At 68.2% G+C, this 24,365-nt stretch carries 24 protein-coding genes; 10 read left to right on the top strand and 14 right to left on the bottom strand.

All coding sequences use genetic code 11. The features are described from left to right. Positions 1–22 precede the first annotated feature (22 nt). Positions 23–703, top strand: a complete 681-nt coding sequence (locus Q8W67_RS14580; RefSeq protein ID WP_305546667.1) for a GntR family transcriptional regulator — start codon at positions 23–25, stop codon at positions 701–703. 71 nt (positions 704–774) lie between these two features. Here the strand turns inward: Q8W67_RS14580 and Q8W67_RS14575 are convergent, their stop codons facing one another. Beyond that, positions 775–1,428, bottom strand: a complete 654-nt coding sequence (locus Q8W67_RS14575; RefSeq protein ID WP_305546665.1) for a GntR family transcriptional regulator — start codon at positions 1,426–1,428, stop codon at positions 775–777. 190 nt (positions 1,429–1,618) lie between these two features. Here Q8W67_RS14575 and dctP point away from each other — a divergent pair, with 190 nt between their 5' ends. The 6 genes from dctP to Q8W67_RS14545 all read left to right on the top strand — a co-directional run bounded on the left by dctP (position 1,619) and on the right by Q8W67_RS14545 (position 6,178). Then, positions 1,619–2,641: a TRAP transporter substrate-binding protein DctP gene (gene dctP / locus Q8W67_RS14570; RefSeq protein ID WP_305546663.1), complete on the top strand. Its 1,023-nt coding sequence runs from the start codon at positions 1,619–1,621 to the stop codon at positions 2,639–2,641. Then, positions 2,638–3,330 carry a TRAP transporter small permease gene (locus tag Q8W67_RS14565; protein ID WP_305546661.1) on the top strand — a complete coding sequence of 231 codons (693 nt, stop codon included), beginning with the start codon at positions 2,638–2,640 and terminating at the stop codon, positions 3,328–3,330. Before dctP ends, Q8W67_RS14565 begins: the two co-directional genes overlap by 4 nt. Beyond that, positions 3,327–4,679 (top strand): TRAP transporter large permease, encoded by a 1,353-nt coding sequence (locus Q8W67_RS14560; RefSeq protein ID WP_305546659.1) that lies wholly within the window; start codon positions 3,327–3,329, stop codon positions 4,677–4,679. Before Q8W67_RS14565 ends, Q8W67_RS14560 begins: the two co-directional genes overlap by 4 nt. Positions 4,680–4,785: 106 nt before the next feature. After that, positions 4,786–5,136 (top strand): 4-fold beta flower protein, encoded by a 351-nt coding sequence (locus Q8W67_RS14555; RefSeq protein ID WP_305546656.1) that lies wholly within the window; start codon positions 4,786–4,788, stop codon positions 5,134–5,136. A gap of 77 nt (positions 5,137–5,213) precedes the next feature. Then, complete coding sequence (locus Q8W67_RS14550; RefSeq protein ID WP_305546654.1) at positions 5,214–5,477, top strand: hypothetical protein; 264 nt, start codon at positions 5,214–5,216, stop codon at positions 5,475–5,477. 233 nt (positions 5,478–5,710) lie between these two features. After that, positions 5,711–6,178, top strand: a complete 468-nt coding sequence (locus Q8W67_RS14545) for a YbaK/EbsC family protein (RefSeq protein WP_305546652.1) — start codon at positions 5,711–5,713, stop codon at positions 6,176–6,178. Between the two features lie 312 nt (positions 6,179–6,490). Here the strand turns inward: Q8W67_RS14545 and Q8W67_RS14540 are convergent, their stop codons facing one another. The 6 genes from Q8W67_RS14540 to Q8W67_RS14515 all read right to left on the bottom strand — a co-directional run bounded on the left by Q8W67_RS14540 (position 6,491) and on the right by Q8W67_RS14515 (position 11,923). Then, on the bottom strand, positions 6,491–6,622 hold the full coding sequence (locus tag Q8W67_RS14540; RefSeq protein WP_305546650.1) for a hypothetical protein: 132 nt from the start codon (positions 6,620–6,622) through the stop codon (positions 6,491–6,493). A 67-nt stretch (positions 6,623–6,689) separates the two neighbouring features. Then, positions 6,690–6,902 carry a hypothetical protein gene (locus Q8W67_RS14535; protein WP_305546648.1) on the bottom strand — a complete coding sequence of 71 codons (213 nt, stop codon included), beginning with the start codon at positions 6,900–6,902 and terminating at the stop codon, positions 6,690–6,692. Positions 6,903–7,083: 181 nt separating this feature from the next. Next, a complete protein-coding gene (locus Q8W67_RS14530; protein WP_305546646.1) occupies positions 7,084–7,896 on the bottom strand; it encodes an enoyl-CoA hydratase/isomerase family protein in 813 nt (270 codons plus the stop codon). Between the two features lie 24 nt (positions 7,897–7,920). Continuing rightward, the gene (locus Q8W67_RS14525) at positions 7,921–9,141 is read right to left on the bottom strand and encodes a CaiB/BaiF CoA-transferase family protein (RefSeq protein WP_305546644.1); all 1,221 of its coding nucleotides are present in this window, start codon (positions 9,139–9,141) and stop codon (positions 7,921–7,923) included. A 7-nt stretch (positions 9,142–9,148) separates the two neighbouring features. Next, entirely contained in the window at positions 9,149–10,441 is a 1,293-nt protein-coding gene (locus tag Q8W67_RS14520; RefSeq protein ID WP_305546642.1) for an MFS transporter, read from the bottom strand. A gap of 231 nt (positions 10,442–10,672) precedes the next feature. After that, entirely contained in the window at positions 10,673–11,923 is a 1,251-nt protein-coding gene (locus Q8W67_RS14515; protein ID WP_305546640.1) for a nitrate/nitrite transporter, read from the bottom strand. An 888-nt stretch (positions 11,924–12,811) separates the two neighbouring features. On the opposite strand from Q8W67_RS14515, the gene Q8W67_RS14510 reads away from it, so the two are divergent. After that, positions 12,812–13,738 (top strand): L,D-transpeptidase, encoded by a 927-nt coding sequence (locus Q8W67_RS14510; RefSeq protein ID WP_305546638.1) that lies wholly within the window; start codon positions 12,812–12,814, stop codon positions 13,736–13,738. A gap of 255 nt (positions 13,739–13,993) precedes the next feature. On the opposite strand, the gene glpX is transcribed toward Q8W67_RS14510, so the two are convergent. From glpX to Q8W67_RS14495, 3 genes are all read right to left on the bottom strand, one after another. Beyond that, entirely contained in the window at positions 13,994–14,977 is a 984-nt protein-coding gene (gene glpX, locus Q8W67_RS14505; RefSeq protein ID WP_305546636.1) for a class II fructose-bisphosphatase, read from the bottom strand. Between the two features lie 144 nt (positions 14,978–15,121). Beyond that, positions 15,122–16,438: a homoserine dehydrogenase gene (locus tag Q8W67_RS14500; RefSeq protein WP_305546634.1), complete on the bottom strand. Its 1,317-nt coding sequence runs from the start codon at positions 16,436–16,438 to the stop codon at positions 15,122–15,124. Between the two features lie 109 nt (positions 16,439–16,547). Beyond that, positions 16,548–17,240 carry a ceramidase domain-containing protein gene (locus Q8W67_RS14495; RefSeq protein ID WP_305546632.1) on the bottom strand — a complete coding sequence of 231 codons (693 nt, stop codon included), beginning with the start codon at positions 17,238–17,240 and terminating at the stop codon, positions 16,548–16,550. A gap of 94 nt (positions 17,241–17,334) precedes the next feature. Between Q8W67_RS14495 and xth the strand changes: the two genes are divergently transcribed. Beyond that, complete coding sequence (xth, locus tag Q8W67_RS14490; RefSeq protein ID WP_305546630.1) at positions 17,335–18,129, top strand: exodeoxyribonuclease III; 795 nt, start codon at positions 17,335–17,337, stop codon at positions 18,127–18,129. 73 nt (positions 18,130–18,202) lie between these two features. Continuing rightward, positions 18,203–18,826, top strand: a complete 624-nt coding sequence (locus Q8W67_RS14485) for a glutathione S-transferase family protein (protein WP_305546794.1) — start codon at positions 18,203–18,205, stop codon at positions 18,824–18,826. A gap of 126 nt (positions 18,827–18,952) precedes the next feature. On the opposite strand, the gene Q8W67_RS14480 is transcribed toward Q8W67_RS14485, so the two are convergent. The 4 genes from Q8W67_RS14480 to Q8W67_RS14465 form a co-directional block, all read right to left on the bottom strand. Continuing rightward, positions 18,953–19,855, bottom strand: coding sequence for a tetratricopeptide repeat protein (locus Q8W67_RS14480; RefSeq protein ID WP_305546628.1), 903 nt, complete (start codon positions 19,853–19,855; stop codon positions 18,953–18,955). Further along, on the bottom strand, positions 19,842–21,572 hold the full coding sequence (gene ilvD, locus Q8W67_RS14475; protein ID WP_305546626.1) for a dihydroxy-acid dehydratase: 1,731 nt from the start codon (positions 21,570–21,572) through the stop codon (positions 19,842–19,844). The genes Q8W67_RS14480 and ilvD overlap by 14 nt, the downstream gene beginning before the upstream one ends. A 584-nt stretch (positions 21,573–22,156) precedes the next feature. Beyond that, positions 22,157–22,942, bottom strand: coding sequence for an ethanolamine ammonia-lyase subunit EutC (gene eutC / locus Q8W67_RS14470; RefSeq protein ID WP_305546624.1), 786 nt, complete (start codon positions 22,940–22,942; stop codon positions 22,157–22,159). Further along, positions 22,939–24,318 carry an ethanolamine ammonia-lyase subunit EutB gene (locus Q8W67_RS14465; RefSeq protein ID WP_305546622.1) on the bottom strand — a complete coding sequence of 460 codons (1,380 nt, stop codon included), beginning with the start codon at positions 24,316–24,318 and terminating at the stop codon, positions 22,939–22,941. The genes eutC and Q8W67_RS14465 overlap by 4 nt, the downstream gene beginning before the upstream one ends. Between the last annotated feature and the right edge of the window lie 47 nt (positions 24,319–24,365).

The raw sequence follows: 24,365 nt of genomic DNA, 5'->3' as shown, positions 1-24,365 counted from the left end.
TCCTGGCGTGCTTTGTGGGCCCATGAACAAGATCGAGCCCGGTATCGGCATCAGCCGTCGCTATCTCCATGACGAGGTGGCGGACCGGATGCGCGAGCTGATCCGTTCCGGCGAGATGGAGCCGAAGGCGCGGATCAACGAGGGCGAGCTGACGGAGCGCTTCGGGATCTCGCGCACGCCCCTGCGCGAGGCGATCAAGATCCTGGCGACCGAGGGCCTGCTGGAACTGCTGCCGAACCGCGGCGCCCGCGTCGCCAGCATCTCCGAGACCGAACTCGAGGAGATGATGGAGGTGATCGCCGGGCTCGAGGCCACCGCCGGGGATCTCGCCTGCCGGACGATCACCGACGGCGACATCGACGCGATCGAGACCGATCACCGGGCCATGGTGGTGGCCTGGAAGGGCGGCGACGAGGCCGGGTACTTCAGCCACAACCGCCGGATCCACGAAGGCATCATGGCGGCGAGCCGCAACACGATCCTGTCGAACATCTACGAGAGCCTGTCCGGTCGAATTCAGAGATCGCGCTACTCGGCCCACCAGACCCCGGACCAGTGGGCGCGGGCCGTCTCCGAGCATGAGCAGATGATCGAACTCCTGCGCGCCCGGGACGGCGCCGCCCTCGCGACGCTGATGCGTGAGCACATCCGCGGGAAGAAGCCGGTGATCGCCGCCAATTACGGAGACGCCGAGGGCGTGTGAAGGCACATTCTCGCGCACCAGGGCGCGGACCAAACGCATTCCTTCGTCGCGATCGCGCGGCCAAGGCCCGCTCAGGCGGCGCTTTGCGCCCGCAGACCGGCAACGAGGTCGGTGAAGCGGTCGCCCTGGACGATGACGTGGCCGCGCAAGGCCTCTGCGGCGCCGACCTCGTCGCCGGCGACGATGGCCGCGACGATCGCCTCGTGCTCGGCCAGCGATTGCGGCAGTCGCTGACGGGCCCGCAATTGCAAGCGGCGGTAGGGCGCCAGCCGGCGGTGCAGCGACAGGGCTTGGTCCGCCAGGAAGGCGTTCCGGCTCGCGCGGTAAACGACCGTGTGGAACACGTAGTTCTCGGCGTAGTAGCCCTCGGCATCCTCCACCGCGACGGCCGCTCGGCAGCCGGTCAGGGCCGTCTGGAGGGCAGCCTCGTCGTCTTGGACCAGACGCCGCGCCGCGAGCCGGCCGCAGGCCGCCTCGATCTCCGCCATGGTCTCGAACATCGCGAGCAGCAAATGCGGCTCCGGCGCGCTCACGATGGCGCCGCGCCGCGGCTTGGTGTGCACAAGGCCTGTGACCGCCAGCTGTAGCAGCGCCTCCCGGATCGGCGTGCGTGAGACCCCGAAGCGCGCGGCCAGCTGGTTCTCGTCGAGGCGAGAGCCGAGCGCGAGTTCGCCGGAGACGATCTCGTCCTCGATCTGCTGCCGCAGGCGTTGGGCGTGGCTCATCCCTCCGGTCCCTCCCCCGACAGGCGGGCGATGCGTCGTCCCGCTTCCTGGATGGCTGGCGTTACGCCCATCCCTTATGCTCGACCATTGACAAAATATACAAGAGAGTCTTTCGTGCATACATACGCTGCGCCACCAATATTGCAGCGCACACAATAGAGTCGCCAATTGTGCGGCGCGGGAGAACGCCATGACACCGACACGTCGCGCGCTGGTCGCGGCTGCTCTCGCGGCTCCGGCGGTCCTCAGATTCGGGCTCGGCGCAGCTCGGGCCGCTACGACGCTGAAGCTGTCCCACCAGTTTCCCGGCGGCACGATCGAGGAAGGCGACTTCCGGGACCGCATGTGCCGGAAGTTCGCCAAGGCGATCGGCGAGCGCTCCAACGGCGCCATCGACGTGCAGGTCTATCCCGGCTCCTCGCTGATGAAGACGAACGCGCAGTTCGGCGCCATGCGCAAGGGCGCCCTCGACATGTCGCTGTATCCGAGCCCCTACGCGGGCGGCGAGGTGCCGGAGCTGAATATCGGCCTGATGCCGGCGCTCGTGACCTCCTACGCGCAGGCGGTGGCGTGGAAGTCGGCGCCGGTGGGCCGCAAGCTCACCGAGATCCTCGACGCCAAGGGAATCATCCTGGTCTCGTGGGTCTGGCAGGCAGGCGGGGTCGCCAGCCGCGAGCGCCCCCTGGTCTCACCGGCTGACGCGAAGGGCATGAAGGTCCGCGGCGGCTCGCGTGAAATGGACATGATGATGAAGCAGGCCGGCGCCGCAACGCTGTCGATCCCCTCGAACGAATCCTACGCGGCGATGCAGACCGGCGCCTGCGACGCGGTGATCACCTCGTCCACCAGCCTGATCTCCTTCCGGCTGGAGGAATTGTCCAAGGCCCTGACTTCGGGCCGGGAGCGCTCGTACTGGTTCATGCTCGAGCCGATCATGATGTCCAAGATCGTCTTCTCCGGGATGCCGAAGGACCAGCAGGACCTGATCATGGCTGTGGGGTCGGAATTGGAAGCCTTCGGGCAGGCGGGCGCCAAGGCGGACGACACCCGGGTCGAGGAGATTTTCGCCAAGGCCGGGGCCAAGGTCTCGCAGCTCGACGAGCAGGCGCTCGGACAATGGCGCGAGCTGGCCCGGGACACCGCCTGGAAGGACTATGCCGGCCGGAACGCGAGTTGCGCGGAGCTGCTGAAGCTCGCGGAGCAGGTCGCGTGAGCCACGGTTTCGACGCGGCTACCGCGATCCCGGACGCGAAGGGTGCCGAGGAGCCCCGGCTGCCTGGCCTCCTCGGCGTGTTCGACCGGGCCATGCGCGGCGTTAACCGGGTGATCCTCGGCCTCGGCGGCCTTTGTCTCGTCGGCGCCTGCCTGGTGCTGAGCCACAGCGTCGTCGTCCGCTACCTGTTGAAGGAGCCGACCGAGTGGCAGGATGAGATGGCGGTGTTTTTGATCGTCGGAGCGACCTTCTTCTCAGCTGCCGGCGTCCAGGCCAAGCGCGGCCACGTGGCGATCGAGGCGATCACCGGCCTGCTGCCGCCGTCCGCGAACCGCGTCCGGTTGCTGCTCGCCGACCTGATCAGCCTCGCCTTCTGTCTGTTCTTCGCCTGGAAAAGCTGGTCCCTCGACCTCGAAGCCTGGACCGACGGCCAGACCTCGCAATCGACCTGGGGGCCGCCGCTCTGGATCCCCTACACGCTTATGGCCGCGGGCATGAGCCTGCTCTGCCTCCAGTTTGCCCTGCAGATCGCCGAGGCGCTCGCCTACGGTCCGCGCGCGGCCGGCTGGGCCAAGCCCAAGATCGGCATCGCCGCCGACGTGAACCGCGATATGCACGGCGAACCCGGGATCACGCCCGAAGGACCTGACCCGATGGGACAGACGATCGGCGCGAGAGTGAAGCGATGAGCACGGCGGCGATCGGCTTCCTCTACGCGGGAGCCACCCTCAGCGCGATGCTGGCAGGGATCCCCATCGCGTTCGCGCTTGGCTTCGTCGCCCTGACCTTCATGGTCGCGTTCATGCCGGGCGCCTCCCTCGATACGGTGGCGCAGAACGTTTACGAGGAGATGGCCTCGATCACCCTGCTGTCGATCCCGCTCTTCATCCTGAAGGGCGCCGCGATCGGACGCTCGCGGGCGGGCCAGGACCTCTACTCGGCCATGCACGCCTGGATGCACCGCATTCCCGGCGGCCTCGGTATCGCCAACGTCTTCGCCTGCGCGCTGTTCGCCGCCATGGCGGGATCGAGCCCGGCCACCTGCTCGGCAATCGGCTCCGCCGGCATCCCGGAGATGCGCAAGCGTGGCTACTCCCCGGGATTCGCCGCCGGGATCATCGCGGCCGGCGGCACCCTCGGGATCCTGCTGCCGCCCTCAATCACCATGATCCTCTACGCGGTCGCGGCGGAGCAGTCGCTAGGGCGCCTGTTCCTGGCCGGCATCGGGCCCGGCCTGCTCCTCGTGGGGCTGTTCGCGACGTGGTCGATCATCCGCTTCCGGTCGGAATACGCGACCGCCAAGGCGGCGCTCGAGCGCGGCGGCCCGGCCTCGCCGATCCTGGCCGACGAGCAATACAGCATGGCCCAGCGCTTCTCGACGCTGCCGCGGGTGCTGCCCTTCGTGGTCCTGCTCACCGGCGTGATGGTGGCGCTCTACGGTGGCTACGCGACGCCCTCTGAAACCGCAGGACTCGGCGGGTTGCTGGCGCTGGCGCTCATCGCCGCGATCTACGGCGTCTGGCGCTTCCGGGACGTGAGCCCGATTCTGACCGCGACGCTGCGGGAATCGACCATGCTGATGCTGATCATCGGCATGTCGCTGCTCTACGCCTACGTGATGAGCTACCTGCATATCTCGCAATCGGCCGCCGCCGCGATCGTCGCGATGCAGCTCTCGCCCTGGGTGCTCCTGGTCACGATCCTGGGCCTGGTGATCGTGCTGGGCTTCTTCCTGCCGCCGGTCTCGATCATCCTGATGACCGCGCCGATCATCCTGCCACCGCTCAAGGCCGCGGGCTTCGATCTGGTGTGGTTCGGGGTAGTGATGACCATCACCATGGAGATGGGCCTGATCCACCCGCCGGTCGGACTCAACATCTTCGTCATCAAGAACATCGCTCCCGACATTCCGCTCTCGGACATCATCTGGGGCACCCTGCCCTTCGTGATACTGATGGCGTTCGCGATCCTGATCCTGTGCCTCGTGCCCGGCATCGCCCTGTGGCTCCCCGACCTGCTGCTGGCGACGACGCGGTAGGGCACGCTCGATCCGGCGACCTGCCCTCGCTTCCGGAGGGCAGCGCGCTATTTATAGGTCTTGGGCCGGACGCTTTCGCGGATGGCGAGCAGACAGGCGGGCCGACATGATCGAGTATTTCGACAAAAGCGGCCGCCCGACCGCGTTCTGCGATTCCGGCACGGACGTGTATCTCTGGAACGGTCGGCCGGCCGCCTTCATTCACGACGACGTCGTCTTCGCCTTCACCGGTCAGGCGATCGGCCGGGTGACGGATGGCTGGATCTGCGACCTCGCCGGGGACAGGCTCCTCTTCGAGTACGACGCGGTGGGCGGCCCGCCGAAGCCGGAACGCCAGAAGCGGTCGGCCGTGGGCGCACGCGCACGGAAGCCGACCCGGCACCCGCCAGTTGACGTGAGCACGCACGCAGCTCCGTCGCTCTCCTGGTCGGACCGGGATTTCGCTGAGCTGATCTGACTCCGGGCCTCGACGAAGCCTCCGATTCTGTCGCGGATCTCACGGTACGGAGGCGGCGGACGCCCTATCTCTCTGCGATGAACGACTTTCAAACGATCCAGATGCTGCACGCGGCGAATGTCATCGCCGGGGACGAGATCGATGCCGGCGTCGAGGCGTTCCTGAATGGGGCGGTGGCAGAGCCCTTCGTGTTCCGAAGCGGGCACCGACTGAATCTCGTCAAGGCGGTGCGCAGCCACCCCGGAGCCCAGGAATTCGTCGGGCGCTCCAATATCGGCCCCTCCCTGAAGCGCCCCTTCGTCCGGGCCGCGATCCTGCAGGCGCGCCCCATGAAGGCGTGAGACACCGCGCCGGAAGATCCCACAGACCAGCCGATCCCTCGAAGGTGCGTCCCGCCCAGATCGGTCTTGGCGCATGTCGTCCCGGTCCGAGCATGGTATCCGGCGATACGCGTCGGCAGCATCGCCGCAGAGACGCGCTTGTCCGCGTCATAAGGCTGCGTGAGATCGGCCTCGATGCTTCTCCCATCTAACGATCATCGCTGCCTCGGCTACCGTTATTCCAAGGACATTCCATGAGTCTTGAATCCGTCCGCGCATTCTTCACCGAGAAGGCTCCAGACATCGCGGTCATCAAGCTTGAGATCAGTACGGCGACCGTGTCGGAGGCCGCAGCGGGCCACGGCGTCGCCCCGGCGCAGATCGCCAAGACGCTCTCGATCCGAGTCGGCGAGCAGGTCGCCCTTGTGGTGACCCGCGGCGACGCGCGCCTCGACAACAGGAAGGCCAAGGCTGTCTTCGGCGGCAAAGTCCGGATGCTCGACCTCGGCGAGGTCGAGGCGATCACCGGGCACCCGGTCGGCGGGGTCTGCCCGTTCGGATTGATCGCCCCGCTGCCGATCTATTGTGACCTCTCGCTCAGGGCTTTCGACGAAGTCGTCCCGGCCGCCGGCGACACCCGCAGCGCGGTGCGCATCGCGCCCGATCGCATGGCCGAACTGGTGGGGGCATCTTGGGTCGATGTCTGTCGGGCGCCGGACTGAGTGCCGGTCGGGCGCAGCGATGACCTCGAGCGAAATCGGGCCGGGACGTGCTTCTCAGGCACCGGCACCCGGCCGCCTTCATCCGGGTGGAGACGATGATCGCCTATCCTGGGCTGCCGTCCGGGCGCCAGGAGTTTCTTAGGCCAGGATCATGTGGGCCCGGTCCTCGAACATGCCTTCAAACCCCGGGCGGCTTGAAAACGGCCGCGCATGGTCCAGCTCGTTCTGACCGAGCTTGGCTTTCACGAAACACGCGCTACGCCGTCCCGGGCAAAGGGAGCAGTCTCGGCGATCGCGGGTGTCGGGGTGCTCTCAACCGCGCTCGGACTTCTTCATCGCCGAGGCGACGGTATTTTTCTGCGAGGGTGCCGACGCGTTCGTCTTTGGCACGGGCTTCTTCGGCTTCTTCGTCTCGCGGTTGCCGCGCTGCTTCTCGATGCTCATGGCGTCGTCCCTTCGGTTTGGCTTCGGTGGGCTGGCGACTGATGCGACCGGTCGGGCGATCACCGGTCTACGGTTTGACATGCGCGATGAAGCGCCCGCGCGACCAAAGTTCGATGCGGTGTCCGTCGAGGAGGGTCATGGCGTGGCGCTCGGCCTCGTCGTCGTCCGGGGCGTCCACCGGGACGGTGGACCGAACGCCGCCGTTGGGTGAGAACCGATAGGCCTGATAGGTCGTCGGCGCCGTGCGCGGAGCCTTGGGAAAGTGAAACAGGGTCGCCATGTGCGCTGCCGCCGGTCACAGGCGGGGACACGCAGTCCTCAGCCACCGGAGCCTGTTGCTGCCGTTCCGGTGGTGAAAACATCCTGCGCTCAAGCAGCCGCGAAAGATAGTCCCGCGGCAGACCAAGCGCCCAGCGGTATCGCGACCATGCCGGCCGGGCGGGCGTCCGGGCTTTCCGAGCTCAGCGCCCGGACCATTCCGGGATGCGCTTGCCCAGAAACGCCTCCATCCCCTCCCGAAAATCCTGGCTCATGTAGCACATGAGGATCAGGTCATCGCCGGGATGCGGGACACCTTCGGCAGGAGCCTCCTCCTCGGCGAGGCGCCGCAAACCCTCCTTGGTGGCCTGCATGGTCAGGGGCGCGTGACCGGCGACCAGCCGCGCCAGCGCCTCGACCCGCTCGGTCAGCCCCGTGCGATCCTCAACCACCTCGCCGACGAGCCCGATGGACATGGCCTCCTCGGCGCCGACGAGTCGAGCGGTGAAGATGATGTCCTTGACCCGGGCCGGACCGATCAGTCCGGAAAGCCGCTTGAGATTGCTCTGGCTCAGACAATTGCCCAGTGTCCGGGCAATCGGGAAGCCGAAGCGGGCGTCCCGGGTGGCGATGCGCAGGTCGCAGGCCGCCGCGATGGCGGCGCCCCCGCCCGTGCAGGCCCCGGCGATCGCCGCGATGGTCGGCACCCGCAGCCGCTCAAGGGCGCCGAGCACCCGGTCCATGAAGCGTTCGTAGCCCAGCGCATCCTCGGCGGTCGTGAAACTGCGGAACTGGGCGATATCGGTGCCGGCCGCGAAGGCCTTGTCGCCCGCGCCGGTGATGATCAGCGCCTTGGCGGCCGGGTTCGCGGAGATCGCCTCGCAGCAGGTGATCAGGCCCTGATACATCGCGAAGGTCAGCGCGTTGCGGGCCTGCGGCCGGTTGAGGACGATCCGGGCAATGCCGGCCTCGTCCGTGGTGAACAGCAGCTCGTCGGTGGCGGGCGTGGCACTCATCTGAAGCATCTCCGGGTGGCGGGTTCAGGCCACGGTCTCGCGCACCACGCCCCTGGCGACCAGGCCGTCGATCTCCGCGGCGGTGTAGCCGGCTTCCGCCAGGATCGCCCGGGAATGCTCGCCGAGCAACGGGGCCGGTCCGTGCACGCGCCCGGGCGTGTCCGAGAACTTCACCGGCAGGCCGAGGGTCTTCATCCGCCCGACGCGCGGGTGATCGACCTCCACCACCATTTCGCGGGCGAGCGCCTGCGGATCCCGGTGCATCGCGTTCACGTCGAGCACCGGGCCGGCCGGCACGCCGCCGGCTTCTAGCCGGGCGAGCCAGGCCGCAGAGGTGTGCGCGCGGAAGATCGGGGCCAGCGTCGCGGCAAGCGCCTGCCGGTTGGCCATCCGGTCCCGATTGAGCGCGAAGCGCGGATCCTCCGCGAGGACCTCGGCGCCGATCGCCTTCAGGAGGCGCAGCCAATTGGTCTGGTTGGCCGCTCCGATGGTGATCCAGCCGTCCTGGGTCTCGAAGGCCTCGTAGGGGGCGTTCAGCGGGTGGGCCGAGCCCATCGGGCCCGGGGCGATCCCGGTGGCCATGGCGATGGCCGATTGCCAGTAGGTGTGGGTGATCCCGGCCTCGAACAGCGAGGTGTCGACCGCCTGCCCCTTCCCGGTCCGGAGCCGATGGGAATAGGCCGCCAGCACGCCCATGGCGGCCAGGATTCCAGCGGTAATATCGGTCACCGGCGGGCCGCACTTCATCGGCGGCCGGCCCGGCCCTTCCCCGGTCACCGACATGAGCCCGCTCATGCCCTGGGCGACGAGGTCGAACCCGGCCCGGTCGGCATAGGGCCCGGTGCGGCCGAACCCCGAGAGGGAGCAGTAGACGAGCGCGGGAAACTCCTGCCGCAGGGTCTCGTAGCCGATGCCGAGGCGTTCCATCGTGCCGCCGCGGTAATTCTCGATCAGCGCGTCGGCGCCCCGGAGCAGGCGGCGCAGCACCGCCACACCGTCCGGATCCTTCAGGTCGAGGCTGATCCCGCGCTTGCCACGGTTCATCATCATGTAGGCGGCGCTCTCGCCCTCCAGGGCGGGCGGGACGGTGCGGCGGGTGTCGTCGCCGTCCATCTTCTCGACCTTGATCACCTCGGCGCCCATGTCGGCGAGCATCAGCCCGCAGACGGGGCCCGCCATGATATGGGCGAGTTCGATCACCCGCATGCCGGCGAGCGGACCGGACCGTCCGGCTTGTCCCACCATCGCGGCTTTACTCCCCGGCTGGCAAGGTCGCCACCGGGACCGTCGGCCCCGGCGAAAGGTCCACGAATTCCCGCTCGGGATGCATCGTGAAGGCGAGGCCGGCTCCCAACAGGCACAAGCCGATCGAGCCGATGAACGGCAGGGTCCAGCTTCCCGTCCTGTCGACGATGAGGCCGAAGACGATCGGCGACACGATCGCCGCCACGGCAGAGCCGGTATTCATGAGCCCGCTCGCAGTGCCGGCGTATTTGGGCGCGATGTCCATCGGCACGGACCAGATCGGCCCGATCACCAACTCCGCGAAGAAGAATCCGGAGGACAGAAGCAGGGCCACCAGGGTGAGGTTGCGGGTGAGGAACACGCCGGCGAGGCTCGCGGCAGCACCGAGAAAACCCACCACGATCACCGAAAGCCGGGCGCGCTTCACGTCACCGGTATGGCTCAGGATGGCGTCGCTCATCATGCCACCGATCGTGTCGCCGACGACGCCGGCGAAAAAGACCCCTGAGGCGAACAGCGCCGAGTTCTTGAGGTCGAGGCCGTAGTTCTCCTTGAAGAAGCTGGGCAGCCACCCGAGGAACAGCCACAGGGTCCAGCCATAGCAGAAATAGGTGATCGTCACAGGCAGCATGCGCCGGGTCAGCGAACCCCACGGCACGGATTGCGCCGCGCCGACCGTGCGCGGCGGCGGCAGCATGTCGAGTTCCTGGCGGGTGATCGCCGGGTGATCGGCGGGATCATCGCGAAAATACAGATACCAGATCACGACCCAGACGAAGCTCGCCGCACCCAGGCTCACGAAGCTGGTGCGCCAGCCGAAATGGTAGATGAGGAAGGCCACGATCGGGGGGGCCACCGCGTTACCGAGGCGGCTGAAGGCATGGGTGATGCCCTGGGCGAAGCCGCGCTTGCCGGGCGCCGTCCAGTTCTGCATCGCCCGGGTCGCGGTGGGGAATGTCGCCCCCTCGCCGAAGCCGAGCAGGACGCGCGCCAGAAACAGGCTGACGAGGCCGCCGACCATTCCCGTGACGATGGTCGCCGTCGCCCAGATCAGGCCACAGACCAGAAGCGTACGCCGGGCCCCGAACTTGTCGCCGATCGAGCCCCCCATCACCTGGAAGACTGCGTAGGGATAGGCGAAGGCCGACAGGATAAGACCGAAATCGGTCTTCGTCAGGCCGAAGTCGCGCATGATCTCGGCGCCGGCCGTGGCGATGTTCACCCGGTCGAGGTAGGTGATGAAATACATCACACAGAGCAGGCCGAGCACGCCGTTGGTGGCGCTGACGCGCTTCAGCATCGACCGTTCCTCCGCTCGCAGTCGCCGCTTTCCGCGATCATCGGTCGCCTCGTCCGCAGGACGGGCGCACTTTCATAATACGTTATTCAAACGCCTTGGGCAGAAGAAGGCAACCGTGCGTGGATGGGTCGGACGGTATTTCGCTCGGCCGCCGGCAAAGCAAAACGGGAGCCCCACGGCTCCCGTTTTACAAATCCGACCGACGGGCCGCCCAGCCGGCGGTCGCAACCCTCAGACCGCGGCGGGCCGGAGCTGTCCGGGCGCGGTCTCGTCGATCGTGTTGAGCGCCTTGCCGCGTGGGCCGACCCAGGCGCCGACCCACTTGCGCTGCCACAGCATCAGGCAGCCCAGCACTGCGGCGGTGAACACCGCATAGCCGATGAAGCCCATCGAGAACGAGCCGCTGTATTGCTTGGAGAGGCCCATCACGTTCGGCAGGATCGCGCCGCCGAGCGCACCGACCTCTCCGATCATCGAGCCGGCCACCGCGGTGTTGTTCGGCCAGCGCAGGGGCACGAGCTGGAACAGCGCGCCGTTACCGGCACCCAGCGCCGCGAAGCAGAGCATGAACAGGATCGTGGTGACCGCGAGCGAAGGTGTCGCCATCAACGACAGGAAGGTCGCGATTGCCGCGAGCAGGACCACCGACAGGACTGCGATCCCACCCATGCGATCGGCGAAATAGCCGCCGACGATCCGGATGCCCGAGCCCATGAAGGCCGCCAGCATGGTCAGGCGCCCGGCCTCGACCTTCGTCACGGAGAACTGCTCATAGAAGAAGGTCGGCAGGAAGTTCGACAGGCCGACGAACCCGCCGAAGGTGATGACGTAGATCAGCGAGAACGCCCACCCGTCCTTCGTGAACAGGCAGGAAATATGCTCTTTGAGAGACTGGTGCTCACAATCCGGCGGCTCCTTGGCCAGCACGATCATGACCGCGAGCGGCAGCAGCATCACGATGCCCGCGAAGGCGTAGGTGGTCTGCCAGCCATAGGCCTGCGCCAGGGGCGGCGCGAACAACACGGCGAGCACGGTGCCCGAATTGCCGGCGCCCGCGATGCCCATGGCCAAGCCCTTGTGCTCCGGCGGGAACCAGCCGGAGCCCAGCGACAGGGCGACCCCGAACGACGCGCCGGCGATGCCGAGCAGAACGCCCATGGCGAGCACGTCGTTGTAGGAGGAGACGATGAAGTAGCCGTAGCCCATCGCCAGAATGATCACGCACATCTCGGTGATCGCCGCGTTTTTGCGGCCGATATACTGGGCGAGCACGCCGAGCGGGAAGCGCATCAGCGCTCCGGCGAGGATCGGCAAGGATATCATGAAGCCGGTCTGGGCCGGCGAAAGCTTGTATGTCTCGGTGATGAACGGGCCCATCGCACCGTTCAGAACCCAGATCGCGAAGCAGAAATCAAAGTAGAGGAAAGCCGCGAACAGCGTCGGGGGGTGCCCCGACTTCATCACCGTCTTGAAGCTGGCCATAGCTGGTGCTCGTCTTGAGAGGGCGAACCGTCACGCGGTCGCTCATGCCGGGGATCCGGACTCACACCGTCCGCTGTTTGGAGCGCCGTTGCTCCGCCGCCGCAGCAGGCGCGGCTTCTGCGGCAATGCAGCAAGCGTGCCAGCCCGGGCACCACGGAAGTCTGCCCGCAGGGCCGGGCATGCCGGTACGGGCGCGCTCGCGGCGCGAGCGCGCAACAGGGCCAATCCCGCGTGCGTGTCATGCCCTCAAGCGAGGCAGGCTTGCCGATGAATCGGGCGCACGGCAGTCGCGGGCCGCACGATTCTGAGGCGCTGGTCGGTCAGCGGCAGGAGCCGATCGTTCGGACGATCCAGCCTTCCTGGGGCAGCCAGAATTTGCGCCGGGCGCGGCCGCAATCGCCCGCCGGTCGCGTTCCCGATGTCCAGACTCCGACGGGGTTCACGACCTTCGCCGGCTCCTGTGTGGCAGCACGGCGCGCCTGCGCGGGCGGGCAGAAACCCAAGGCGGTGGCTGCGACGGCCGCGCCCAGTAACATTCTCGCGCGCACGGACGCAGCCCTCACCCGGCCCGGATGCCGGCGGCCAACGTCAACCCCCTGTTGCTGGCCGGCGCAAGGCCGATCCCGCCCGAAGCCCGTGCCGTCCCGCCGGATCGCCCGACAGGGTGAACAAGCCGCACCCCGCATTGAGGCACGAACGCAACACAGGCGAAGAGAAACACAGGCGCCCCTGCCGAAGATCGTCCGGGCGGGATACCCGGAACTTGGCGGTGCCACGCGATATTTGCTAAGGCTTGGAACGAGCTTGGCTTTGTATTCGTGCAGGCCCGCTCGATCGCGCGCCGCAGCACGATTCGATGTCGCCGCGCCATCCAGGGAAATCCGAAGCATGTCCGCCCCGATCCGCCGCCTCCTTTTGGCGGGCTTTACCGTCCTCGCACTCGCATCGACCGCTTACGCCCAGGGCCGGGGCCCGGTCGGCGATGCCGGCATCGACGGGTTCGGCGACGACGGCCAACTCTACCAGGATCAGAACGGCGCGCTCTACGTGCGGCGCGGCGACCGCTACCTGCCCTATACCGGGCGTGCACCGGTGGTCCGCCAAGCGCCGGCAGCCCCCGCCTCACCGGCCTTCGCGCCGGAAGCGGACCCGACCATGCCGGCCCGAAAGGCGGCGGAACAGCCGGCCGAAGGTCTGTCACCGATCGAGGCCGCCAAGGCGAAGGCCGTGCTCCGTGCACCGGATGACGCGCCGATCGATTACGCCAAGGCCTACGGCCCGGTCACTGACGACGTGTATCCGGTACAGGCTTTCAACTACAAGAAGATGGACCCCGCCTTCCTGAGGCACGAGATTGCCTACAACGGCCCCTACGAGCCTGGCACCATCATCGTCGACCCGCGTGCGCACCAGCTCACGCTGGTCGAGTCCGGCGGCCGTGCCCGCCGTTACGGTGTCGGCGTCGGCAAGCAGGGCTTCTCGTGGTCTGGTACCGCGACGGTCAACTCGAAGCAGGCGTGGCCCGACTGGTATCCGCCCAAGGAGATGATCGCCCGCAGCCCGAAACTCGCCAGTGAGGTCGACAAGCTGCAGAGTGGCCTCGGCGTGGCGGGCGGCCTGCGCAACCCCCTCGGCGCGCGGGCGATGTACCTGTGGCAGGGCAACAAGGACACGCTGTTCCGTATTCACGGGACCCTCGAGCCGTTCTCGATCGGCAAGAGCGTCTCGTCAGGCTGCATCCGGATGATCAATCAGGATGCGATCGACCTGTTCAGCCGCGTCAACGTCGGCACCAAGGTCGTCGTCCTGAACTGATCGGCGATCGTCGCAGGTCCCGGCCCGCGCGGTCCGGGTTGGAATGAAACGGGTCGCGGCCGATTTGCGCGGACGCGGCCCTCATCCAGCGGCGAACTATCGATCAAAAGCCCGCTCACGAAAGGCCGCGCGGAGCGGCTCGCGTGGGCCAGCGTGTGAAGACGATAGCGTCTGTGGCAGCGAGACCTGGCGCCTCGTTCGCCATCGGGCGAATGGGCTGGCGTGCGACCGCCTCACCTGCCTCAATGGAGCGCGTCAGGCCGTGGTGCGGCGGTGCTCACCGAGGATCCGCCGGACCGTGCCCGCCTCGGACCGGTAGACAACCGTCTCCGTCTGGATCCGATCGGGCCGAAACCGGACGCCGCGCAGGAGCGCGCCATCGGTGACGCCGGTGGCGGCGACGATAACGTCGCCGCTGGCGAGATCGACGAGATCGTATTTCCGGTCGAGGTCCTCGATTCCCATCTCGGCGGCGCGGCGCCGGCGCTCGGGCGTATCAAGAATCAGGCGCCCCTGCATCTGGCCACCGATGCACCGCATGGCTGCGGCGGCCAAGACCCCCTCGGGAGCGGCTCCGGTCCCGAGATAGAGGTCGATGCCGGTCTCCTCGGGACTGGCGGTAAAGATGATTCCGGCGATGTCGCCATCCGAGATCAGCCGGACCGCGGCGCCGGCCGCGCGCACCTCGGCGATCAAGGCCGCATGGCGCGGGCGATCGAGGATCAGCGCGGTGATCTGCCGGGGCTCGACCCCCTTGGCCCGAGCGAGCGCGTTGATGTTGTCGGCGGGGCTGGCGTCGAGATCGACCAGCCCGGGCCTGTAGCCGGGGCCGATCGCGATCTTCTGCATGTAGACGTCGGGCGCGGCCAGCAGCGAGCCGCGCTCGGCCATCGCCATCACGGCGATCGCCCCGGGCATGTCCTTGGCGCAGAGCGTCGTGCCCTCCAGGGGGTCCACGGCGATATCCACCTCGGGCCCTTCGCCCTGCCCGAGTTGCTCGCCGATGAACAGCATCGGCGCCTGATCGCGCTCGCCCTCCCCGATCACCACGGTCCCGCGGATCGGAAGTGCGTTGAGTTCGGCGCGCATCGCGTCGACCGCCGCCTGGTCGGCGGCCTTCTCGTCGCCTTTGCCGCGCAGGCGCGCGGCCGCGATGGCGGCGCGCTCCGTGACGCGGGCAAGCTCGAGGGCGAGCGTGCGCGGCACGCCACGCGAACCGGAATTGGGGGCTAAAGCCATGTTTCCTGCCTCTGTCCAGGCCCGATCTTGAAGTCGGATCCCGGTTTGAACGTCGTAGACCGACGGCTGTTCAGCCTACGCGTCATGCACGACGATCAAATATCCTCCATTAAGGCTTAGCCTGTCATCGCCGGAGATGCACTCTTATTCACGCTCGATGCGGATCAGCTGGGGGGGCTCGGCCAGGAGGCCGTCCGCCCCGATGGCGTCGAGGGCGGCGCGGATGCTGCCTTCGGTGGCGGCATAGGTGATGAGCACCAGCGGCACCGGACGGCCGGAGCGTCCGCGCGGATCGGTCTCGGCGCCCTCGGTGCGGCGCTGCAGGATGCTCTCCAGAGAGATCTCGCGCTCGGCCATCCGCTGTGCGACGCCCGCCGCAACGCCGGGGCGATCATGGACGGTGAGCCGGATGTAATAGCCGCCCTCGTGGCGCTGCATCTCGACGCGCTCGCTCGCGCGCATCCCGGCGGCCGGCACCCCGAAGGTCGGTCGGACGATCCCGCGCGCCACGTCGGCGACGTCGGCGAGCACCGCGGAGGCCGTGGCCTCGCCGCCGGCGCCGGGGCCGATCAGCGTCAGCTCGCCGACCGCGTCGGCGTCGATGGTGACCGCATTGGTCACGCCCATCACCTGCGCGATCGCGGAGGATTTCGGCACCATGGTGGGATGGACGCGCTGCTCGATGCCGGCCTCCGCGCGCTGCGCGACGCCGAGCAGCTTGATCCGGTAGCCGAGCTCGTCCGCCATACGCAGATCGAGGGGCTGCACCCGGGAGATGCCCTCCACCGAGACGCCGTCGGCGTCGACTGCGGTGCCGAAGGCGAGGCTCGTGAGGATGGCGAGCTTGTGGGCGGTGTCGAACCCCTCGACGTCGAAGGTCGGGTCCGCCTCGGCGTAACCCAGGGCCTGCGCGTCCTTCAGGCAGGCCTCGAAGGTCAGGCCCTCGCGCTCCATGCGGCTGAGGATGTAGTTGCAGGTTCCGTTGAGGATCCCATAAACGCGCGAGACGGCGTTGCCAGGCAAGCCCTCGCGCAGGGTCTTGATCACCGGGATCCCGCCGGCCACCGCCGCCTCGTAGGCGAGCGCGACGCCCTTCGCCTCGGCGAGCGCCGCCAGCACCGCGCCGTGGCGGGCGAGCAGGGCCTTGTTGGCGGTCACCACCGGCTTCCCGGCCTGGAGTGCCGCCTCCACCACCGCCTTGGCCGGCCCCTCGGCGCCGCCGATCAGCTCGACGACGCAGTCGATGTCGCCCGAGCGCGCCAGTGCCACGGGATCGTCGAACCACGCGACGTCGGCGAGGTCGAGTCCGCGGTCGCGACCGCGGTCTCGCGACGACACGGCGGCGACCCGTAGGTCGAGGCCCGACGCTACGAGTGCGTCATGGCGGCGGGCGATCATCCGGACGACGGACGCGCCGACGGTGCCGAGCCCGGCGACGCCGATGCGGTAGCTCACTGTCATGATTCCTTCCGTGCCCGGGCGCCCGCATCATTCCGGGCATCCGCTGCGGCGCACTTCTGCAAGAATTCCGGTCGTCCCGCAAGGAAACCGCCGGGTGCCGCCGGCCGCCTCACCCGACGGTCTCGCGGTGCCGGATCGCCGTGACGACGAGCGCGTAGAGCACGACGGCGTTCAAGACATGCCAGAACGGGTGCGTGCCGGTCGGCAGCACGGAACAGGCCGCCTGGTCGACGGTCCGCGCCGCAAGCGAGATGAGGAAAAGCACGGCGATCCCGAGGAGTTGCCGGCCAGTGCCGACGAAGCGCGCCTCCGGTCGCCTGAGCGAAGCCAGGGCGACGCCGATCAGCGCCAGCAGGGCCGGTACGTAATCGATCGAGCCGCCCGTCAGGGCGGACATGTCCGCCCCGCTCAGCCCGTCGAGGGTCGGGGTGAGCGCGAAACCGAACAGGGCGAAGCCGGCGGTCGCCGCCGCCACCCGGACAGGGGCCAGTCTCAGGTACCGGCGCAGGCCCAGCGCCAGATAGGCGTAGATGAACAGCGCGATCGGGATCACGTCGGCGAACATCGCCCAGGTGACCGCCAAGGTGTGGAACAGGAAAGAACCGACCGCGACGACCGCGATCAGCCCGGCGAGGCCCAGGCAGGCGCGATCCGGAGGATCGGCCGCGCGGGCACGGCGCGCCGCGGCGGCTGCGGCCAGCAGGAATGCGGCATTGCTCAGCGCGTTGGCGGGCTCGGCCCAGAAGCCGGCCCCTCCCCGCTCGCAATAGGCCCTCACAGGCTCGAACCAGTCCGCTGCCATGCTGCGCCTTAGATCCGCGGCCTTGCGTGAGGATGACCTTGTCAGCGCGGCGCGAAGCGCGGATGACGGCCCGGCGGCGACCGGAAGCGAGGCGATGCGGATCACGACCTGGAACGTCAACTCGATCAAGCAGAGGCTGCCGCACCTGCTCGGTTTCCTGGACGAGGCGCGGCCGGACGTGGTCTGCCTGCAGGAGCTGAAGTGCCAGGACGAGGCGTTCCCTCGCGCCGAGGTCGAGGGCGCCGGCTACGCAGTCGAGACGCTGGGCCAAAAGGCCTACAACGGGGTAGCTCTCCTGGTCCGCGCGCCGCTCGCCCTGAGCGAGGTCCGGCGCGGTCTGCCTGGCGACGCCACGGACGAGCAGGCCCGGTACATCGAGGCCCTGATCTCCGGCGAGGGCGCGAAGCCGGTGCGGGTGGCGTCGATCTACCTGCCGAACGGCAATCCGGTAGACAGCCCGAAATACCCCTACAAGCTCGCCTTCCTGAAGCGGCTTCGGTTGCACGCCCGCGCGCTCCTGTCGGACGAGACCGCGGTGGTGCTTGCGGGCGACTACAACGTCATCCCGGAATCCGCCGACGCGGCGAACCCGGAGGCATGGCGGACGGATGCGCTGTTCCTCGGCTCGACCCGGGCCGCCTTCCGCGCGCTCCTCGCCGAAGGCTATACGGACGGCCTGCGCGCCTGCGACCCGCGCGATGGCCTCTACTCCTTCTGGGATTACCAGGCGGGCTGCTGGCAGCGGAACGACGGCATCCGCATCGATCACCTGCTGCTTTCGCCGCAAGCCTGCGACCGGCTGGTCTCGGCCTCGGTGCAGAAGCACCTGCGCGGCGTCGAAAAGCCCTCCGATCACGTGCCGGTTACGGTGGAACTGGCCGCGGCCTGAAGATGCGCCCTATCTCCCACGTGCCGGACCGGGAGCTCGAAGTCCGGCGTGTTTCTCCACAGATGGAATCATGATGATCGTCTACGGCACCGGCTACTCGCCCTTCGTCCGCAAGGTTCTGGTCTCGCTCAACGAGAAGGGCGTACCCTACGAGCACAGGCCCGTGATGTTCCACGCGCCGGACGCGGACTTCCAGGCGGCGAGCCCGCTCGGGAAGATCCCGGCCATCACCGACGGCGATTTCAAGCTGGCCGATTCGTCCGCGATCCTCTGGTACGTCGAGCGGAAACACCCGACGCCGGCACTCGCCCCCGCCGATCCGCAGGCGCTCGGCCGCGCCGTCTGGTTCGACAAGTTCGGCGACACAGAGCTGTTCGGTAAGCTGATCGTGCCGTTCGTCGAGCGGATCCTGAAGCCCAACATGATGGGCAAGACCACCGACGAGGCTGCGGTGACCCAGGCCCTCGACAAGGACCTGCCGCCGCTCTTCGACTATCTCGAGCGGGAGATCTCGGGCGCGTTCCTGGTGGGCGACGCCTTCAGCATCGCGGATATCTCGATCGCGACGGGGTTCTACAATTTCCAGTTGGCGGGCGCCGAGATCGACGCCGGTCGCTGGCCCAAGCTCGCGGCCTACGTCGCCTCGACCCTGGCACGTCCGTCGTTCCAGTCCGCCCAGGACGCCAAGAAGGGCTGAACCGGGGCGCCCGGGCCGGGCAGCCTCAAGGCCGGACCCGATCGCGCCGCGATCGGATCCGGCCTCAAATCGTCGTTGTGACGCGCTCGCGTTTGCCGGACCGGCCTCCGCTTCGGTTGAGAGCGCTCAGTGCCGCCGCCGGATCGAGCCCACGGTCTGGAGCTGCGTCTGCGCTTCGGACCGATCGTCCTCGTTGGCGGCCGCCCAGTTCTTCTCGTAGAGCGCCACGATCCAGTCGTCCTTGCGGCCCTCCGCACCCTCGCGAGCGAGAGAGAGCCACATCAGGCCCTTCACGCGCTGGATCGGCACGCCGCCGAGCCCATTGACGAGGATGTCGCCGAGCAGCGCCTGCGCCGGGTGGTGGCCCTTCTCGGCGGCGAGGTTGAACCAGCGCGCGGCCTGTCGCGGGTCGGCCTCGACGCCGTTACCGTCGAGGTAGAGCCGGGCGAGATTGTACTGCGCGTTCGGGTCGCCGTAATACGATGCCGCGTAGTTGAACATGTCGTAGGCGCGCTCTGGGTTCGGGCGCACGTAGGTGCCCTTGATTCCCTCAAGGAAGTAGGTGCCCAGCGCCGTGAAGGCGCTGCCCGTCACCGCCGAGTTCTGTGGATCGGGCCCATCGTCCGTGCTCGCATCGGCGATCCGGGAGAAGAACTCGAACGCCTTCAGGTCGTCGTGGGGCACGCCGTCGCCGTCGGCGTACATCCGGCCGAGCTTCCACAGAGCGAGGGCGTGGCCCTGCCCGGCGGCGTATTCGAGCGCACGGGCGGCACCCTGCTTGTCGCCCGCGTTGTACTCGCGCACGCCGGCCCGGAGTGCGTCCTTGGCTGAGCGATAGCCCTTATCCGCCACCGGCACCTGGACCGGCATGCGAATGCTGGCATCCAGCGCCCGCGGCGCATCCGTCGGAAGGGCGAGCAGGACCAGGGCCCCGGCCGCGGCAGCGATTCGGGCGACGGATCGGGACCGACCGGGATCGGCCCCGGCCGGCGCCTTGCGCCGGCTGAGGTCAGTCCTAGACGTCCGCATAGCTCTGCATCTCCTTGGCGCCTCCCGGATGGGTGACGGCGCCGTACAGCGCCGGGCCGACGCCCTGCGCGTATTTCCAGAGGTATCCCGAGGTGGCGGTGTTCGGCCGCGGCGTCCAAGTCTTCCGGCGCTCGGCGAGCTCCTCGTCCGAGAGGGCGACGCTGAGCGTGCCCTGGATCGCGTCGAGGGTGATCATGTCGCCGTCGCGGATCAGGCCGATCGGGCCGCCCACCGCCGCCTCAGGGCCGACATGGCCCACACAGAAGCCCCTGGTCGCGCCGGAGAAGCGCCCGTCCGTAATCAGCGCGACCTTGTCGCCCATGCCCTGGCCGTAGAGGGCCGCAGTGGTCGACAGCATCTCCCGCATCCCGGGGCCGCCGCGCGGTCCCTCGTAGCGGATGACCAGGACGTCACCTTCCTTGTAGGTCCGCGACTGCACGGCCTCGAAGCAGGCCTCCTCGCCGTCGAACACCCGGGCCGGGCCGGTGAAGACTTGGCTCGAGGCCGGCATCCCGGCGACCTTCACGATCGCCCCCTCGGGGGCGAGGTTGCCTTTGAGGCCGACCACGCCGCCCGTAGGGGTGATCGGGCGGTTGGCCGGGTAGACCACATCCTGGTCCGGGTTCCAGGTCACCCGGTCCATGTTCTCCGCGATGGTGCGGCCGGTGACCGTCATGCAGTCGCCGTGCATGAACCCGTGGTCGAGCAGCGTCTTCATCAGCAACGGGATGCCGCCGACCTCGAACATGTCCTTGGCGACATACCGGCCGCCGGGCTTCAGGTCGGCGATGTAGGGCGTGCGCCGGAAGATCTCGGCCACGTCGAACAACGTGAACGCGATGCCGCATTCGTGGGCGATGGCCGGCAGGTGCAATGCCGCGTTGGTCGAGCCACCGGATGCGGCCACGACGGTCGCAGCGTTCTCCAGAGCCTTGCGGGTGACGATGTCGCGCGGGCGGATCCGCTTCGCCAGCAGGTCCATCACCTTCTCGCCCGCGATGGCGCAGAACTTGTCCCGGATCTCGTAGGGGGCCGGGGCGCCGGCCGAGTAGGGCAGCGCGAGGCCGATCGCCTCGGAGACGGTCGCCATGGTGTTGGCGGTGAACTGCGCGCCGCAAGCTCCGGCGGAGGGGCACGCGACCTGCTCCAGCTCGTCGAGGTCTTCGAGGCTCATGTCGCCGACCGCGACCTTGCCGACCGCCTCGAACAGGTCCTGGACGGTCACCGGCTTGCCGCGGAACGAGCCCGGCAGGATCGAGCCGCCATAGATGAAGATCGACGGCACGTTGAGGCGCACCATCGCCATCATCATCCCGGGCAGCGACTTGTCGCAGCCGGCGAGCCCAACGAGGGCATCGTAGGCGTGGCCGCGCATGGTCAGCTCGACCGAGTCGGCGATGACCTCGCGGGACGGGAGCGAGGCACGCATGCCGGCATGGCCCATGGCGATGCCATCGGTGACCGTGATTGTGCAGAATTCGCGCGGCGTCCCGTGGGCGGCCGCGACGCCCTTCTTTACCGCCTGCGCCTGACGCATCAACGAGATGTTGCAGGGCGCAGCCTCATTCCAGCAGGAGGCGACGCCGACGAGCGGCTGGTGGATCTGCTCTCGGGTCAGACCCATAGCGTAGAGATAGGAGCGGTGCGGAGCGCGATCGGGCCCCTCCGTGACGTGGCGGCTGGGCAGCTTCGACTTGTCGTTCAAACGCGTGTCCATGACCCTAAACCAAGCCTTCACGCCGCCAGCCCCGAGGTTGCGAAGGACCGCTGCGCGTCGCCGTTCGCGATGCGCCGGAGGTGCCGTCCGCCTGCTCGGAAATCCTCGTTATCGAACGGTAAATCGTTGTCGAACTTGTCGTTTACCGCGGATGTCGGGGTGGGCCCGGACTATGGCGGGATCGCGGCGTTTGCGGGCAGGTCTCGAGGCGGACCCGGGATCGTTTTACGGTGTTGCGACCCCGCCACAGCCACGCTTGCGGACTTTTACTGAGCCACGGGGAGACCAAGTATCTTGGCATCCTCGCACGCTCCGTTCATAGGATTAAAATATCAGACGCCCACCCATGAAACACAGACGCGCCATTGATCCGCTGACAGGCATCATAATTACCGCGAACCATCGGGGCGATGTTTTATGGGTCGACGACAATCGTCGTTCTGGCCCTTGGGCTACCCCTCCTGCCTCGTTCGGCGCCTCAGCCGATCTTGCCAGGACCCGCAGCGATGAGAGTGTCGGTCTTTTGCCGCCTCATGAGTCATCCAATGTCCTGTCACGGACCGCCGCGCGTTGGCCGGCTCCTCTCAAACAGGCGGGACGCCCGACAACACCGGCACCGCGGCTGCCCCATTCAACGCAAGATCGCTCTCGTCTTTAAGTGCGACACCGGAAAGGCCGAGGGCGAGCGCGCGCGTCAGCAGCCAGTTCAACTTGAACGCGGCGAGGTCGTGCGTCAGGCCGGCTGCCCGGACGTTCGAGATGCAGTTGCGCTCTGCGTCCGAACGGCCGATCCGGGGTCCGAACGTCAGGTAGATGCCGAGGCTGTCAGGGGAGGACAGGCCCGGTCGTTCGCCGATCAGGACCGCGACGGCGCGCGCATCCAGGGCGCCGCCGATATCGTCGCCAAGCGCCACCCGGGCTTCCCGCGCGATCACCACGGGCGCGATTTTCCAGGCGGCCTTCCCGGCATAGGGCTTGAACGCCGCGAGGAGCGGCACCGCATTCTCGTGCACCGCCCGGGCCGAGAGCCCGTCGGCCACCACGATCGCGAGGTCGACCGGGGCGGCCTTCGCCTCGAGTGCGGCGCGATCCGCGGTGCCGAGGCGGCGCCCGAGATCGGGTCGGCGCAGGTAGGTCGCCCGGTCGGGCGCCTGCGAGGCGACCGAGACCGTTTCAAAGCCGAGCTCCGCAATGCGACCGGCCAGCACCTCCGCGTCCATCGGCGCATGCACGGCATCCCGCGCCTGGGCATGGTCGAGGCCGAATCTGAGGATCTCCCGGGTCGGCAATCCGCTGCCCGCGCGGCCGAGGCCGATGCGGGCCGGCGTCAATCCGGCGAGCCGTGCCCAAATCTCCCGTGTGTCGCTCACGCGGCGAGATCCGGCGCTGAGGCGAGGAGCGGTGCGCCCGCCCCCGGCAGAAGGGTGCCGTCGCCGTCGGTCAGGCCGATCTCATGTAGCCAGGCCTCGAATTCGGGGGCACGCTTCAGGCCGAGAACCTCGCGTAGGTACAGGGAATCGTGGAACGACGTGGACTGATAGTTGAGCATGACGTCGTCGGCGCCCGGCACGCCCATGATGTACGTGCAGCCCGCGGCACCCAGCAGCGTCAGCAGCGTGTCCATGTCGTCCTGATCGGCCTCGGCATGGTTGGTGTAGCAGACGTCGACGCCCAGCGGCACGCCCATGAGCTTGCCGCAGAAATGGTCCTCCAGCCCCGCCCGGATGATCTCCTTGCCATCGTAGAGGTATTCCGGCCCGATGAAGCCCACCACGGTGTTGACCAGCAGGGGCCGGAAGGTGCGGGCGACCGCGTAGGCGCGGGCCTCCAGGGTCTGCTGGTCGATGCCATGATGCGCGTCCGCCGAGAGCGCCGAGCCTTGGCCGGTCTCGAAATACATGCAGTTGTCGCCGAGCGGCCCGCGCTTGAGCGCGAGCGCGGCCTCGTGGGCTTCCCTGAGCAGGGCGAGCGTCACCCCGAAGCTGGCATTGGCCTTCTGCGTGCCTGCGATCGACTGGAACACCAGATCGACCGGCAGCCCGCGCTCCATGGCGGCAAGCGTGGTGGTGAGGTGAGTGAGCACGCAGGCCTGGGTGGGGATGTTGTGGGTGCGGATCAGCCCGTCGAGGAGATTGAGCAGGTCGCCCAGGGCCTGGACCGAGTCGGAGGCGGGGTTGATGCCGATCACCGCATCGCCGCATCCGAGGGTGAGTCCGTCGAGGATCGCGGCGGTGATACCCTTCGGATCATCGGTCGGGTGGTTCGGCTGAAGCCGGACGGCGAGCGTGCCGGGCAGCCCGATCGTGTTGCGGAAGCGGGTGACGACCCGGCACTTGCGCGCCACCGAGATCAGGTCCTGGTTGCGCATGATCTTGGAGACGGCAGCGGCCATCTCGGGGGTCACCCCCGGGGCGATCCGGGTCAGCATTTCCGTCGTGGCGGTGAGCAGGAACTCGCGGAAGTCGCCGACCGTCAGGTGGGCGATCTCCGCGAAAGCGGCGCCGTCGTGGACATCAAGGATCAGGCGGGTGACGTCGTCGGCCTCGTAGGGGATCAGCGGCCGGGCCAGGATCTCCCTGAGGGGCACCTCGGCGAGGCACCAGCGCGCGGCGGCGTTCTCCTCGGCGGATTCGGCCGCTATGCCGGCGAGCCGGTCGCCGGAGCGGACCGGCGTCGCCTTGGCCATCAAGGCGGCGAGGTCGGCGAACGCGTGGGTGCGCGGGCCGACGACGTGGCGGTAGGCCATGCGGATCCATTCCAGAGGAGGATTACCGGATCACAGGATAACGCGAT

This window comes from Methylobacterium sp. NEAU K, assembly GCF_030700285.1.
GTDB lineage: Bacteria > Pseudomonadota > Alphaproteobacteria > Rhizobiales > Beijerinckiaceae > Methylobacterium.
Note: the sequence above shows the minus strand (reverse complement) of the source record. Positions and strands in the feature narration are given on the sequence as shown.